General features: G+C 50.4%; 11 protein-coding genes. 6 read left to right on the top strand and 5 right to left on the bottom strand.

Features of this window, described 5'->3' with window-relative positions:
* On the bottom strand, positions 1–1,514 hold a 1,514-nt coding region (locus AC27IB_RS18425), incomplete at its 3' end, for a S10 family peptidase (RefSeq protein ID WP_487122765.1).
* Positions 1,515–1,713: 199 nt separating this feature from the next.
* Between AC27IB_RS18425 and AC27IB_RS18420 the strand changes: the two genes are divergently transcribed.
* Both AC27IB_RS18420 and AC27IB_RS18415 read left to right on the top strand, forming a co-directional pair.
* Entirely contained in the window at positions 1,714–2,952 is a 1,239-nt protein-coding gene (locus tag AC27IB_RS18420; RefSeq protein ID WP_296045492.1) for a hypothetical protein, read from the top strand.
* Positions 2,949–3,728: a transglutaminase-like domain-containing protein gene (locus tag AC27IB_RS18415; protein WP_296045496.1), complete on the top strand. Its 780-nt coding sequence runs from the start codon at positions 2,949–2,951 to the stop codon at positions 3,726–3,728. Before AC27IB_RS18420 ends, AC27IB_RS18415 begins: the two co-directional genes overlap by 4 nt.
* A gap of 52 nt (positions 3,729–3,780) precedes the next feature.
* Here AC27IB_RS18415 and AC27IB_RS18410 read toward each other — a convergent pair whose 3' ends face one another.
* Positions 3,781–4,419 carry a porin family protein gene (locus tag AC27IB_RS18410; protein WP_367269648.1) on the bottom strand — a complete coding sequence of 213 codons (639 nt, stop codon included), beginning with the start codon at positions 4,417–4,419 and terminating at the stop codon, positions 3,781–3,783.
* Positions 4,420–4,640: 221 nt separating this feature from the next.
* Here AC27IB_RS18410 and AC27IB_RS18405 point away from each other — a divergent pair, with 221 nt between their 5' ends.
* Complete coding sequence (locus AC27IB_RS18405; RefSeq protein WP_296045498.1) at positions 4,641–6,806, top strand: TonB-dependent siderophore receptor; 2,166 nt, start codon at positions 4,641–4,643, stop codon at positions 6,804–6,806.
* A 47-nt stretch (positions 6,807–6,853) separates the two neighbouring features.
* Here AC27IB_RS18405 and pckA read toward each other — a convergent pair whose 3' ends face one another.
* Together pckA and tkt are read right to left on the bottom strand one after the other, a co-directional pair.
* Complete coding sequence (gene pckA, locus AC27IB_RS18400) at positions 6,854–8,485, bottom strand: phosphoenolpyruvate carboxykinase (ATP) (RefSeq protein ID WP_487122762.1); 1,632 nt, start codon at positions 8,483–8,485, stop codon at positions 6,854–6,856.
* 1,174 nt (positions 8,486–9,659) lie between these two features.
* Positions 9,660–11,657, bottom strand: coding sequence for a transketolase (tkt, locus tag AC27IB_RS18395; protein WP_487122760.1), 1,998 nt, complete (start codon positions 11,655–11,657; stop codon positions 9,660–9,662).
* A 209-nt stretch (positions 11,658–11,866) separates the two neighbouring features.
* Between tkt and AC27IB_RS18390 the strand changes: the two genes are divergently transcribed.
* The 3 genes from AC27IB_RS18390 to AC27IB_RS18380 all read left to right on the top strand — a co-directional run bounded on the left by AC27IB_RS18390 (position 11,867) and on the right by AC27IB_RS18380 (position 13,777).
* Positions 11,867–12,271, top strand: a complete 405-nt coding sequence (locus AC27IB_RS18390) for a VOC family protein (RefSeq protein ID WP_487122758.1) — start codon at positions 11,867–11,869, stop codon at positions 12,269–12,271.
* 100 nt (positions 12,272–12,371) lie between these two features.
* Entirely contained in the window at positions 12,372–13,310 is a 939-nt protein-coding gene (locus AC27IB_RS18385) for an SPFH domain-containing protein (RefSeq protein ID WP_296045507.1), read from the top strand.
* A gap of 5 nt (positions 13,311–13,315) precedes the next feature.
* Positions 13,316–13,777 (top strand): NfeD family protein, encoded by a 462-nt coding sequence (locus AC27IB_RS18380; RefSeq protein ID WP_487122756.1) that lies wholly within the window; start codon positions 13,316–13,318, stop codon positions 13,775–13,777.
* A gap of 33 nt (positions 13,778–13,810) precedes the next feature.
* On the opposite strand, the gene AC27IB_RS18375 is transcribed toward AC27IB_RS18380, so the two are convergent.
* Positions 13,811–15,154, bottom strand: coding sequence for an MFS transporter (locus tag AC27IB_RS18375; RefSeq protein WP_487122770.1), 1,344 nt, complete (start codon positions 15,152–15,154; stop codon positions 13,811–13,813).
* Positions 15,155–15,231: the final 77 nt, after the last annotated feature.

Here is a 15,231-nt window from a genome sequence, read left to right as displayed (position 1 = left end):
TTAGTGGGTGTATGGCCTTCAATAAAGCTACGAATATCGCTAAATAACGCCGTTTTGGCCGCACTGTTTACATACATCATGTGCCCGCCTTCGTAATACGTATACCAGATTTGCCCGGCATTAATGGCATGCCGGTTAAGGGTATACTCGGCGTCAAAGAATGGCGTCACCAAATCGTAATATCCCGATGCCACCAGCACATCCAGCTGTGGATTAATCCGCAACGCCTCCGACAACTGCCCCGCCGTATTAACGTAAGACGGCTCCCAGGAGGTCCCCTCTTTACTGGTTCGATAACGCCAGTTGCGGTTTAGGTTTGGATCCGCAGGTGATAAGTACTGACGCTCCCAGTTCACGTTAAGTGAGTTGCGCATATACACCTGCAGCGCACTGTTGAAGGCTGCCGAAATATTGTCTGATGCCGCGTCCCGTTTGGTTCTGTCATCCACATCATCACGCTCATCACCGAGATAGCGGGCATCCAGTAAGCCCACGGTTTTACTTTCTGCACGCAGGATTTCTTTAGCAAAACGACGGGCGCTGATGCGCAAATCGGCCCGCTCAACGTAATCCAGACTCAGGCCGGTAAAGTAAGCCAGGCGCTTTGCCAGATGACTTCTTTGCTCTGGTTTCAAACGGTTGCCCGCAAACAGGCCTGGCAATAATTCGTTGCTGGCAAACTGCCGCGCGTTTTCTAAAAAGGCCTGTTTATTTTTGGGTGCCGGGTTCACTTTACCGTGGTATAACGCGGCCGCCGCCATGGTGGGTACATAAGTCACGTAAGAGATGATATTGTCAGGGATATACGGCGATGACCCCTGATAGTCCAGCGCTTGTGAAACAAACACCAGCCCGTTAATACTGATCTTCATATCCTTTTGCAGAATATTGGCCACATAGGCAGCTCGTGTGGTGCCATAGCTCTCACCGAGTATAAAGATAGGCGAGCCCCAACGGTTATTCTCGGTCATCCAGGTGCGAATAAATTCAGCCATCGACCGGGCATCTTCTTTTAACCCCCAAAATGCTTTGCCGTCATGTTTACCAAGCGCCCTGGAAAACCCCGTACCAACGGGGTCAATAAACACCAGATCAGTCACATCCAGCACCGAGTTGGCCGAGTGTTTAGGTAAATAGGGCGGTAAGCCCGGATGAGTGGCATCCGACGGGACCTCGGCATAGGCCGGACCCAACCCGCTCATATGCAGCCATACCGATGCAGAGCCTGGTCCACCGTTCCACACAAAGGTCACAGGTCGGTTGGCGGCTTTTGCTTTATCGCGGGTGTAAGCAAATGAAAATATGCTGGCTTTAGGCTCACCTTGCAAATCACGCAAATACGTTTCACCTGCCGTTGCCTGGTAAGTGATTTTCTGGCCATTAAACTGACCGGTGTGGTTTGAGATAAACGCCTGCGGCGCTTCAATTACGGTTTTCTCAGCCTCAGCATAGGCCGACGTTATCAGTGCCCCGCAAAACAGTAACAAGCATTTAATTCCCAATCCAGGGCGCATAATTTCTCCACAAATCACTCGTTTTATTGGCTTTCAGTATATAGCGAAATCCGCACAATACAGGCCACAAGCGACGAGCTCCCGCAATCCAATGATGAACCTCCGCGGGTCTGCGCAAAAATAAGGTGGTCAAACCATCAATAAATGAGTATGTTAATTTCGTTTTAGGATGTCCCATCATTAACAAGGAATGAGCTTTATGAAGTTATTAAAGTCTGCCGCCCTTTTTCTGTTCCCCGCCACGTTATCAGCCAGCGCCAATGCCGAATACCTGATTAACCTGGCCGATTTTCCTGACTGGTTCCAACAATCCATGGCCAGAGAAACCAGTGTCGAAACCAGCGGAAAAATGGTAATCGAACGGTTGAACGTTGATGCCCAGGTAAAAGGCAAACCCGTGTTACAGGATAGCGGTAGCACCGACGTATGGTATTACACCATGGATATCGGCTCTGATTCACCGGTGGAATGTTATGCCTTTTTAGAATTTGATGGCGCAGCCAACTCCCTGCATGCCATTGTTGAACACAGCCTTGGCGGCGCAGAGCAGATTAACGGAAAAGCCTTATCCGGGCGTTTCACGCTGGGCCTGGATATGGGCATGGTTGGCGACACGCCATATTTGCAGTTAGACACGCTTTACAACTTAGGTGAAGGCGGTGAAAAAGTCGCCGGCGTTTTGAAAGGCCTGTCAGGCCAGACCGAGCAAAGTCTGCAAATATGCGTGCATAACGAAATGGGCTATCAACAAGCTTTCTTCGACGTATTCTCGAGCTTTGTCCAGGCATTTACCGCCAATGATCAGCAACCTGAACTCTATGAGGCCACCTACCGCATGACCATTAATGGCATTCCGGTGGGTTACTCTCAGGAAAAGCACACCATTGATCAGGACGGCGATATTGCTACCGTGTTGCGCGATGCCATGATCACCCCGGTGGACCAGGTAGCGGTATCACGCTCAGATTCGCAAACACTGGAATGGAGCCGCCCCGATGGCTCACTTATTAACGCTCGGGAATATACCATTGAAAATGGCCAGCTGGCTTCACAGTTCGCTATCAGTTCTGCCGAAGATGCCTGGCAGGTAACAGGCCAAATGCAGGGTAAAGAAGTCAGCGCGACTCTGGAATACAACAGCTGGTTATTGTCGAGTTTCGGTAATTACACTGAAACGGCACTACTACTGGCCAGCGATGCACCATCTGCCGATTATCACATCTGGCTTTCGGATGCCGACCCAACCTCAGCCTTACCGGTTACCTTTACCAAAATCGACGAATTGCCAGACGCCAATTTACAGTTTGACCTGGGTCCGCTCACCCTTAAATACCTGGCCACAGAAAATGGTTCCTTTGAAAAAGGTTCCATTGCCCAGGGTGGTGCCGTGCTGATACTTGAAAAAGTGTACAGCAAAGGCCAGCCGGTAATGCCATGAGCAAACTCCTTACCACCCTGGCACTGACGTTTTCGTTAAACGTTAGTGCACAGTCAGTACCCTCACTGGCTGAGATACCGCTGACCATGAGTGATGGCCAGTCCGGCGCCTTAACGAACGCCATTTATCTGGAGGTAGAGACCCGCCAACCCGCTTCGCTGGTAAAATATCTGAGTAATTACAGCGGTGTGACCACAGAACAGCTGAATGATAACACCGTGGCGGTTGCACTAGATCATCAGCCACGGTTTACCGGATTGGTGCAGGCAAATTATGCGCAGCCCAGTTTTGTGATTGATACCGACGAACCGGCAACTCAGGCATTTATTGACGGGTTTACCAAAACCCGGACGGATACCGACAAGCTGGAAGCGATCACCGCCTATGTGAGTGAGTACATTAGTGAGCCGACCTATATTCATGGTTTCAATCTGGCGTCGACCGTGGCAACCCAACGTTCTGGCGACTGTACTGAATTTGCGACCCTGACCACCGCACTGGCCAGAGGGTTAGGGCTACCCGCCCGGTTAACCCTTGGCACGGTGATCACGGCTTACGCGGAGTCAGCCGATGCGTTTGGTCATGCCTGGACTGAAGTCTGGTATAAGGGTAAATGGCAGATTATTGATGCCGCACTGTACGGAGCTGAAGGGCAGCAGTTTTACTACCTGCCAACCGGCATACTCGACAATGAAGGGCCGGGCTTTGCCATGTCTTTAGTGATGGCTTCTTCTTTGTTTCCCAACCGCGTGATAAATGTACAAAACCTGCAATAAGCTGTAATAAGCGCTGCGCATCTGTTCGGGCAGATACGCACGCACTATTTAACTAGAATCGCACGCTGGTCGCCAGCGTTATGCTGGCCATCCCGCCCGACGTGTAAGCACCGGCACCCGCCTGAATCGGCCAGCCTGGCGTAAACCAGTAATCCACGGTTAGTTCTGCAATATCGTCCCGAGGATACGCGTTGCTATCATTGTCTGTCTCAGCGAGGTAGGAAAGCCCTGCGCTAAAGCGCTGATTAAAGAAATAACGGGCATCAAGCTCAACCCTGGCCAAATCATTTAACATCATCTCCATATTAATATCCCAGCCACTGCCTGCGGTGATGTTTGTATAGCGACCAAATACCCGGGCCGTGGTTTCGTTTGCAGAACGGTGAGTACCGTAAACCCTGTCATCGGCATACTCATAAATTACCCCACCGCCCACCTGCCATTCGGGTGTAACGAAGTAGCCAGCGTCAAAGTCGGCGTACAGGTATCTTTCACGAAAAGACACGCTGCGGTCAAAGTCACCATAGCGTAGTTTTGAATTGATCACCCATTTATCGTCAACGAACCACTCGCCACCGAGTTCATACCGGTCGACAGCACTGTCACCAAAATAACGGACAAAAACACTGTTGGTTTTATTCAGGTAAGGCGAAATAAGAAAGGGCTGTCCGCTCACCGGTACATCAGACAAATAGCGCTTGTATTCAATACCAATAAAGTCGTCGCCGTAGTTTTTTATATCGGCCAGGCCAACAGAGATTTCATTTTGGGCGGCCGAGGAAATACCAGAAAAACACAGGCCACATCATCACGCGTTTAATCCTCTGCAGGATTTTCTCAATGAGATGGTTGCATAATGCCAACTCATGAATATAATAATGATAACTATTATCATTTAGATTAGGATTAGTAATGAAGTATAACGCGATCAGTCTTGCCCTGTTTACTGCTATCGCTCTGCCAGCCGGCGTTGCCAACGCAAACGCGGTGCCAGACGATGAGGATATTGAAAAGCTCACAGTTAGTGGCGAGCGTTTAAACAATTACTTGTATAAGCAAGCCGATAGCCTGTCGCGGCTGGACCTCGACATTAAAGACTTACCGCAGTCAATCAGCGTGATTGGCGAGGAAATGATTGATGATTTCGCGTTAAATAACATTAATGCGGTACTCGATACCGTGACCGGCCTGAACGTGGAAGAAGTCGAAACCGACCGGACTTACTTCACGGCACGTGGCTTCGACGTAACCAATTTTCAGGTCGACGGTCTGGGGTTACCCGTATTAAGCGGCAACGTGCACGGCGACATCGACACCGCCATTTACGAAAGAGTTGAGGTTTTGCGTGGCGCAAACGGCTTGATGACCGGTACTGGCAGCCCTTCTGCTACCATCAACTACGTGCGCAAAAAGCCCACCGAGAACACTCAGATATCAGCCCGCGCCCAGTTGGGTAGCTGGAATGCAAAGCGCCTCGACATTGATGCCTCGGCACCTTTATCAGACTCCGTAGGCGCCCGCGTGGTGGTGGTTAAAGAAGATAAAGAATCCTATCTGGATCGCTACGAATTAGATAAAACGGTGGTGTACGGGGTGCTGAGTGCGGCCCTCACGGATACTACTCAGCTAACCCTGGGGGCAAGCCAGCAAACCAGCGATGCCAAGGGCAACATGTGGGGCGCACTTACTCTGTATTATGCCGATGGCACTCCGACCAATTTCGACACCAGTACCAGTACGTCTGCTGACTGGTCGCAGTGGGATGTTACCGATACCCGCTATTTTGCCTTTCTTGAGCAGGAACTGGCCGAAGGCTGGTCACTGAAAGCGGATTACACGCACATTGAAACCGACGAAGATACTCAGTTGTTCTATACGTATGTGTCACGCGATCCGGAGACCGGCGTTACCTTACTCGATCCGGACACCGGCCTGGGTTTGATTGGCTATGGCAGCGAATACACGCTGGATGACGAGCATGATTACGCCGATGTCTATGTGAACGGTAATTTCGACGCCTTTGGTCAATCGCATCAGGTCATGATGGGGGCCAGCTACGCCAAGGTGGCTTATACCGATGTTTCGCTTTATGACTTCCATACCGGTAACGGCTTTCCGCTGCTGCCCGCTATGGAAGAATGGACCGGTAACACGCCCTACCCGGAATTTACCGACGGTGCCACGGGCAGTGACGTTGAGGAAGAACAAACCGCATTCTATTTTGGCGGTAACTTTGCGCTGACTGACAGTCTTTCACTGTTAGCCGGTGGGCGCTTTAACCAGGTTGAAGTTTCCGGTACCTCTTATGGCATCGACGAGACGCTTGATGAAAACGCGTTTGTTCCCTACGGTGGTTTGGTTTACGCCATTAATGACGACATCAATACCTACTTCAGCTACACCGAGGTATTTACCCCGCAAACCGAACGGGATGCCAATTTTAACCGCCTGGATCCGATTACCGGTGAATCAAAAGAGTTAGGCGTAAAAGCGTCATTAATGGACGGTAATGCCCTGCTTACCGTGGCGTATTTCGATATTGATCAGGTCAATGTGGCAGTCGCCGACGGCTTTGCCGCCAATCCGGTATCCGGGGTGGAAGAGCAGGTATACCGAGAGGCTGACGGGTTGAGCTCAAAAGGCTGGGAAGTCGACCTGGCCGGTGAAATTCTGCCTGGCCTGCAAACCAGCCTGGGCCTGACCATTTTCGATCTCGATGGCGACCAGCTTGTTGCCGATTACACGCCGGAAAAACTGGTAAATATTAATGCCACCTATCAGTTTGAGACATTACCGGCACTGAAAGTCGGTACGTCTGTTCGCTGGCAGGAAGCTACCTCGCGTAACGTGGGTCAGGTGCCTGCAGCCTATGCTAACGCCGGTCAGGACATCGTGATTGAACAGGATGCCTACGCCCTGGTGAACATGATGGCCAGTTACACGGTTAACGACAGTATTACCATTATTGCTAACGTGAATAATGTGACTGACGAAAAATACCTGAAGTCGCTCTACTGGGAGCAAGGGTATTACGGCGCGCCGCGTAACTATATGTTGTCGGTAAACTGGCAGTACTAAAAAACAAAAGGCCGCTTAATCAGCGGCCTTTTACTTCATTCATTGGCTTACGCCTGTTCGGCAACGGCTTCAAGCTGCGGACCAGCTTTCACCAGCGCCCGACCTTTATCGTTAACCGCAAACTGCTCAAAGTTATCAATGAACAGTTCAGCCAGTTTGGTAGCCTTCTCGAACCACTCATCCGCACTCTCATAAGTATCGCGAGGATCCAGAATATCCGGGTCAACTCCCGGTAATGCTGAAGGTACCTGCAGATTGAAAATAGGCAATGTATGACACTCCGCCTCTTCAATAGAACCGTCCAGAATCCGGTCGATAATAGCGCGGGTATCTTTGATGGAAATCCGTTTACCCGTGCCGTTCCAGCCGGTATTCACCAGATAAGCCTGAGCGCCTACGGCATCCATTTTGGCCACTAGCTCTTCGCCATACTTGGTTGGGTGAAGGGTTAAGAAAGCCTTACCAAAACACGCAGAGAAAGTGGGGGTTGGCTCAGTAATACCACGCTCAGTGCCCGCCAGTTTAGCGGTGAATCCAGACAGGAAGTGATACTGAGTTTGCGCCGGGTCAAGCTTTGACACCGGCGGTAAAACGCCAAACGCATCCGCGGTTAAGAAAATCACTTTTTTAGCATGGCCGCCTTTTGAAACAGGCTTAACAATATTTTCAATATGGTTAATGGGATAAGACACACGGGTGTTTTCGGTAACGGAATTATCGTCGTAATCCACTACCCCGTTATCATCAACGGTCACATTCTCCAGCAGCGCATCGCGGCGAATGGCGTGATAGATGTCAGGCTCGCTTTCAGGATCCAAATTGATGGTTTTGGCGTAACAGCCACCCTCAAAATTGAATACGCCGTTTTCATCCCAGCCGTGCTCATCATCACCAATTAAACGGCGGTGAGGATCGGTAGACAGCGTTGTTTTGCCGGTGCCGGACAAGCCAAAGAAAATTGCCACGTCGCCATCTTCGCCCATGTTGGCAGAGCAATGCATAGACGCCATATTGTTCAGCGGCAGGTAATAGTTCATCATGGCGAACATCCCTTTCTTCATTTCGCCGCCGTACCAGGTACCACCAATTACCTGCATTTTTTCGGTCATGTTAAACACGGTAAACACTTCCGAGTTCATGCCGTGTTCCTGCCATTTAGGGTTACTGGTTTTTGAGCCGTTAAGGACAACAAAATCCGGTTCACCAAAATTCGCCAGTTCTTCTTCTGTCGGCCGGATAAACATGTTTTTAACGAAATGCGCCTGCCAGGCTACTTCCATAACAAACCGGACTTTCAAACGAGAGCTTTCATTGGCACCGCAAAATGTATCAACCACAAACAAACGCTTGCCGGATAACTGTGTACCTACCAGGGCTTTGAGGTCGGCCCAAACTTCCGGGCTGATGGGTTTGTTATCGTTACGGGCAGCTTTGCTGTCCCACCACATATGCTCTTTACTGACTTCGTCTTCAACAATGTATTTGTCTTTCGGTGAGCGACCGGTGAAAACACCGGTGCTCACTGCCACGGCACCGGATTCGGTAACCACACCACGCTCATAACCGGTTAGATCATCACGGGTTTCCTCGGCAAATAATTGCTCGTAACTGGGGTTATAAATAATTTCTGAGGCATCGTTGATGCCGTATTTCGCTAAGGTTTCGACAGAAATGGCCATTGCCTTTTCCTCCGTGAACGGTTGAAAATTAAGTTAGAAAACTTTTCTAAAGGCAACGCTGAACTTATTGTTTTTATTTTGGTTGCAGGGTCTCTTTTAGATATAACAAAGTTAAGGCAGGGGTACAACTGTAGCGGTATTGACGGTAGTTAACATTGATATGCATCAGTTGAATGTGATTAAAAAATAAACACCCCTTACGTCATCTCCGCAGACACCTCTTCCGTAATCCCCGCGGCTACATCCTCCGTCATCCCCGCACGCTTTTGAGCGGGGATCTCCTGAAAAGATTGTCTAAGTTTATTAGGCGCTATCGGGAGAGCACTGCTCTGGGGCTACACATCGGAAGTTTCCAATAAACAATCCGGGAGCTCCTAAACAGGTTTACTCATTATAAAAATACTGATTGATACTGCTAGCAGTCTCCACATCTTGTCGGGGTGCCGACTGCACCCAAAGGGGAGGTGGCTCCCCTTTGGAAACCTTCCAGTTCTTTAATCTCGAAGGTGCATACTGTCACCGGGCAGGTAAAACCTATCGGTCAGAGAGGGCGTCCTGCCCTCCTGACCGGAGCCATCATCCATGATGTCTCTACGCTTTTACTTGTTCTGCCCGGTAACAGTATTTCGCGATACAAAGAACCAAATAAAAAGCTAAAAAGCGCTAACGCGACCGTGTTCACGTCTACCCATCATCAGGCAGACGCATCCTACGTCATCCCTGCACACACCTACTACGTCATCCCCGCACACACCTCCTACGTCATCCCCGCACACACCTCCTACGTCATCCCCGCACGCTTTTGAGCGGGGATCTCCTGAAAAGGTTGTCTAAGTTTATTAGGCGCTATCGGGAGATACCGGCTCGGAGGCCGGATGACGGACTTCTTTTGAATTAGCCTGACAACTTGGTGGTCCCGGTTCTACGACTGGGATGAACTAATAGGTATTGCCCGTTTGTCATAAACGCTACAAACAACCTTCCCCGTCATCCCGGAATTTGCGCAGCAAATATCCGGGATCTCCGTGCATAGAGGTATTGATTAAAAAAGCAGACTGTATGAATTAGCCAGCCTGTTCCGGAGATCCCGGCTCGGGGGCCGGGATGACGGACTTCTTTTTGAAGTAGCCAGATGGTTTGATGGTCCCGGCTCGGAGGCCGGGATGACTGGTTTCTACTTGAGCAGTGCGGTTGCTTTGGATACGACGTTTTCTACTGTGAAACCGAAGTGTTCCAGTAGTACGCCGCCCGGGGCTGACTCACCGAAGGTTTGCATACCTACCACATCACCGTCGGTACCTACGTACTTGTACCAGAAGTCAGTGTGGGCCGCTTCAATTGCCAGTTTAGGCACACCGGTGGGCAACACAGACTGCTTATACGCCGCATCCTGATCATCAAACTGTTCCGTACTTGGCATCGAAACCACTCGCACTGCCACGCCGTTCTCAGCAAGCTTAGCGGCGGCATCAACGGCCAGCGACACTTCAGACCCCGTCGCAATCAGCACCAGTTGAGGGGTGCCAGCGCAGTCTTTCAGTACATAACCGCCTTTGGCCATATCGGCTAACTGACTTTCGCTACGGGCCATGGTTTTGGTGCCCTGACGGGTAAACACCAACGCACTTGGACCGGCTTCTTTGGTGAGCGCCTGACGCCATGACTCAGCCGCTTCAACCGCATCACAGGGACGCCAGGTAGTCAGGTTGGGAGTTAACCGCAGGTTAGCCAGCTGTTCAATAGGTTGGTGAGTCGGACCGTCTTCACCCTGACCAATAGAGTCATGGGTATAAACAAAAATCGACTTGGCCTTCATCAGCGACGCCATGCGCACGGCGTTACGGGCATACTCCATAAACATCAGGAAGGTTGCACCAAACGGAATAAAGCCACCGTGCAGCGCAATACCATTCATAATGGCGCTCATGCCAAACTCGCGCACGCCGTAAAACACGTAGTTCCCGGCCGCATCGTCCTGAATACCTTTTGCTTGTGGCCACAGAGTCAGGTTTGAACCGGCCAGATCAGCACTGCCGCCAATAATTTCAGGCAGCTGTCCAGCGAAAAAGCCAATCGCGTTTTGCGAAGCTTTACGGGTTGCCATGTCTTTCATTTCAGCCTGGCACTGACGAATATAAGTATCAGCCTTATCGTTCAGTTCAGCAGGCACCTGCTGCTTAATGACGCGGCGTTCAAACTCAGCTGCCAGTTGCGGGTAAGCAGCCGCATATTCAGCAAACTTAGCGTCCCACTGTTGCTCAGCGGAAGTGCCTTTTTCTTTGGCATTCCACTTAGCGTAGATATCTTCCGGCACTTCAAACGGGCCGTGCGACCAGTTAAGTTGCTTACGCACCTCGGCAATTTCATCGTCGCCCAGCGGCGCGCCGTGGCAGTCGTGACTGCCTGATTTGTTTGGTGAACCAAAGCCAATCACGGTTTTACAGCAGATCAGCGTTGGTTTGTCGGTAACCGACTGCGCTTCTTCAATGGCAGCCTGCAGAGCGGCTTCATCGTGACCGTCAACGCCTTTGATAACGTGCCAGCCATAAGACTCAAAACGCATCGGCGTGTTGTCGGTAAACCAGCCTTCTACATGGCCGTCGATAGAAATACCGTTGTCATCCCAGAAGGCAATCAGTTTGCCCAGCTTCAGAGTGCCGGCCAGTGAACAGGCTTCGTGAGAAATCCCCTCCATCAGACAGCCGTCGCCCAGGAAGCAATAGGTGAAATGATTAACGATATCGAAATCATCACGGTTGAATTGCCCGGCCAGAGTCTTCTCGGCAATAGCCATACCCACGGCGTTAGCAACACCTGCGCCCAGTGGGCCGGTCGTTGTTTCCACACCTACGGTGTAACCATACTCAGGGTGACCCGGCGTTTTTGAATGTAACTGACGGAACTGTTTAAGTTCTTCAATGGGCAGGTCATAGCCGCTCAGGTGCAGAAGAGCATACTGCAGCATGGATGCATGGCCGTTAGACAATACAAAGCGGTCACGGTTAGCCCAGTTAGGATTGGCCGGGTTATGCTGCAAGAATTGCTGCCACAGTACGGTAGCAATGTCTGCCATACCCATAGGCGCACCGGGATGACCAGACTTGGCTTTTTGAATTGCTTCCACTGCGAGCATACGAATAGCATTAGCAGCGACTTGAGTTGATACTGACATGAGTGTAAAGACCCTTTATTACTATTATATTATAAATAATAAATTGAACTGGTGGTCTAACACAACCTATAAGTTAAAAAAAAGAAGCCTCAATACACTAATCATTAACAAATCCCTGCTTATGAACACATTTTCAGGGCTAAGTCTGGTTATATTGGGGTAAATCTGTCACGTTATTATGGGCCTGTTACGTTTCGGAGCACATTGTTATGACAGATCGCATACAAAGCCTGAATGCTGTTGGCATTCTGGTTGATGACTACGATGAAGCTATCACATATTTTACCGGGGTGCTCAATTTTACGCTCATCGCTAACGAAAAACATAAAGACGGTTTACGCTGGGTATTACTGCATCCTCCCGGATTGTCCACCACGGGCATCATGCTCAACCTGGCCCGCTCAAGAATGGATAAAATTGCCGTCGGCAATCAGGCCGGCGACCAGGTACTCTTCGTCCTGCAAACCAACGATTTTTGGCGTGATTACGAATTTATGCAAAGCCAGGGCGTAGAATTTGTCGAAAGTCCAAGGGATGAGGACTACGGCACCGTGGCGATTTTTGAAGATCTATACGGCAATAAATGGGACCTGCTACAGGTCAAGGACGCCTGAACCAAAGCACGGTTGTTACGCCTTGATACAATTAGCCAGTACCCAGCTTGCCTCGATTGGGTTAAGCTCCATAAGTCAAAATAGATAGAGGCTGTAAATCATGGAAGTATTACTGGACTATATTCTCACTCCACAACTGTTTATTCTTGTCCTGGTGGTGATTTTACTTAAATCATCCATCAAGTTTGTTCCCCAGAACCGCGCTTATTTGGTTGAACGTTTTGGCAAATACCAGTCAACTAAAGAGGCTGGCCTGAACTTTATTGTGCCCTTTATCGATCGAATTGCTGCCGACCGCTCACTGAAAGAGCAAGCGGTTGATGTCCCCGAACAAAGCGCCATTACCAAAGACAACATTTCACTTCACGTCGACGGTGTGCTGTATTTCCGCGTACTGGACCCGTATAAAGCCACCTATGGTGTGGATAATTACGTATTTGCCGTCACCCAACTTGCGCAAACGACTATGCGTTCAGAACTCGGTAAGATGGAACTGGATAAAACGTTCGAAGAACGCGACCAGTTAAATACCAATATCGTCACCTCCATTAACGATGCCAGTGGTCCCTGGGGCATACAGGTACTGCGTTATGAAATTAAAGACATCGTGCCGCCTAACTCAGTGATGGAAGCCATGGAAGCACAGATGAAAGCTGAGCGGGTGAAACGGGCTCAAATCCTCGAGTCAGAGGGTGATCGTCAGGCCGCTATTAACCGTGCTGAAGGTGCTAAACAGTCAGTGGTACTGGCTGCAGAAGCCGATAAAGCCGAACAGGTACTCAAAGCCGAAGGTGAGGCCCAGGCGATTCTGGCGGTAGCGGCAGCCCAGGCCGAAGCACTGCGAAAAGTGGGTGAAGCCGCCGATACTGAAGAAGGCCAGAAAGCCATTCAGCTCGACCTTGCCACCAAAGCTATTGAAGCCAAACAGGCGATTGCCAAAGAGTCTTCCATTGTGTTGCTACCCGATGGTAATACTGAAGCTGCCAGCCTGGTTACCCAGGCGATGGCTATCATTAATAAAATGAACAACAAAGACTAAACGCTATGGACTGGATATATGCAAATGTCACCACAGTACTGGCCGTTACCGGTTTACTGTTGTTAATTATTGAAGTAGCGGTACTGGGTTTTGCCACCTTTGTATTGTTTTTTGTCGGCTTAGCAGCGCTAATCACCGCGGCTATTTTTTACACCGGCGCACTGGAAGCTACGTATATCAACGCTTTTTTCAGCTGCGCGGTGTTAACCGCTCTCATAGCACTGGTGTTGTATAAACCGCTTAAACAAATGCAGCAACAGGTTGAGAAGAAAACCGTGAACGGTGATTTTAATGGCTTACGCTTTCGCCTTAATGAAGCTATCGCTCCCGATGCACCCGGCACCCATAAGTACTCGGGTATCACCTGGTCAGTACAATGCGATACCGCCATTGCTGCCGGCACGGAAGTAGAAGTCACCAATGCCGAAGTGGGCGTATTTCATGTTCGGCCTGCGCCCGCTAATTAGTCACCCTATATCAGTGGCATACCAGGCAGTGGCTTAGCCCCACTGCCTTATCAGCGCCCTCGCATTGAGCTCGTCAAACTCGCCATCGACCTTCAGGTACAGTTGATTCTGACTGGCATCATAAACATAATCCACCACGCCTTTTAGTCCGGCCAGTTGTGTCAGCTGAGTGGCTGCCGGCTGAGTTGTATCCGGCACTGCCAGCGCCACACGCTTGAGTTTTTCTCCGGCCCGAATGCCCGCCACAATCACACACCAGATCACGGCAATCACCGCACCGGTGTAATAGGCCGATGTCGGGCCCGCCTGTTCGGTTACGACACCAGAAAGAATACCGCCCAGAAAAGCCCCAAAAAACTGAAAGCTGGCGTAGATCCCCATCGCGGTGCCCTTCTGTCCAGCCGGAGCGATAGTGGATAATAACGCTGGAAAATTCGCTTCAAGATAGTTAAAGCCAGTAAAAAATATCAGCAGTCCGGCGCCCATTAGCCACCAGCTTTGCCCGGCAGAGGGCAGTAATGCAAAGGCACTGCCGAGCATTACTACAGCGGCAATTAGCATGGAGCGCGGTGTGCGACCACGACTGCTTCGCATCATCATGGCCAGTAAAAATACCGAAATCAGTAATACCGGCAGGTAGAGGGTCCAGTGATTGTCCAGCGGCATGCCCAGTGTTACCAACGTGGATGGCACTTGCACAAACAATAAGGTGATCATCATGTGCAACAGCATGACACTGACATTTAAGCGCCATAAATCCCGCGAGGTAAACAACTGCCACACCTGATCAACGCGGGGTAGCGTGTCGGCGTTAAATTGTTTAGGGCTGTCAGGCACGGCCCATTTCACCAGTGGTAAACAACATAACGCCAGAATACCTGTTACCCAGAACACACCGGCCAGGCCCCAGCTTTCAGCAATCAAGGGCCCTATCACCACCGCAATATAAAACGAAAAACCGATAGCAATGCCAATAATCGCCATCACTTTGGCGCGCTGTTGCTCCCTCGTAACGTCCGTCGCCAGTGCCATAATAGCGCCGGCGATAGCGCCCGCGCCCTGTAAAATTCGCCCGGCGATCAGCCACATCATTGAATCGGCCATAGCCGCGATGATGCTGCCCAGAGCGAACACGGAAAGCCCGAGTAAAATGACCGGCTTGCGTCCCCATTTATCGGAAAGCATGCCCATGGGAATTTGCAGTGCCGCCTGAGTTAAACCATACCCGCCAATGGCTACCCCCACCAACATCACAGAGTAATCACTGAATTCTGTTGCAGCCACAGCCAGCACCGGCATGACCATAAATAACCCTAGCATTCTCAGTACGTAAACAGCGGCAAGCGTTAATGCGGCTCGGACTTCAATGGCGTTCAAGGTACTTTCTTCTCTGTTATGGGGGGTTAAAACGGGCGCGAATTGTAGCATAACTTGGCCGCCTGTCCCTAGAGCCA

It is taken from the genome of Alteromonas sp. 4NH20-0104, assembly GCF_057547795.1.
Note: the sequence above shows the minus strand (reverse complement) of the source record. Positions and strands in the feature narration are given on the sequence as shown.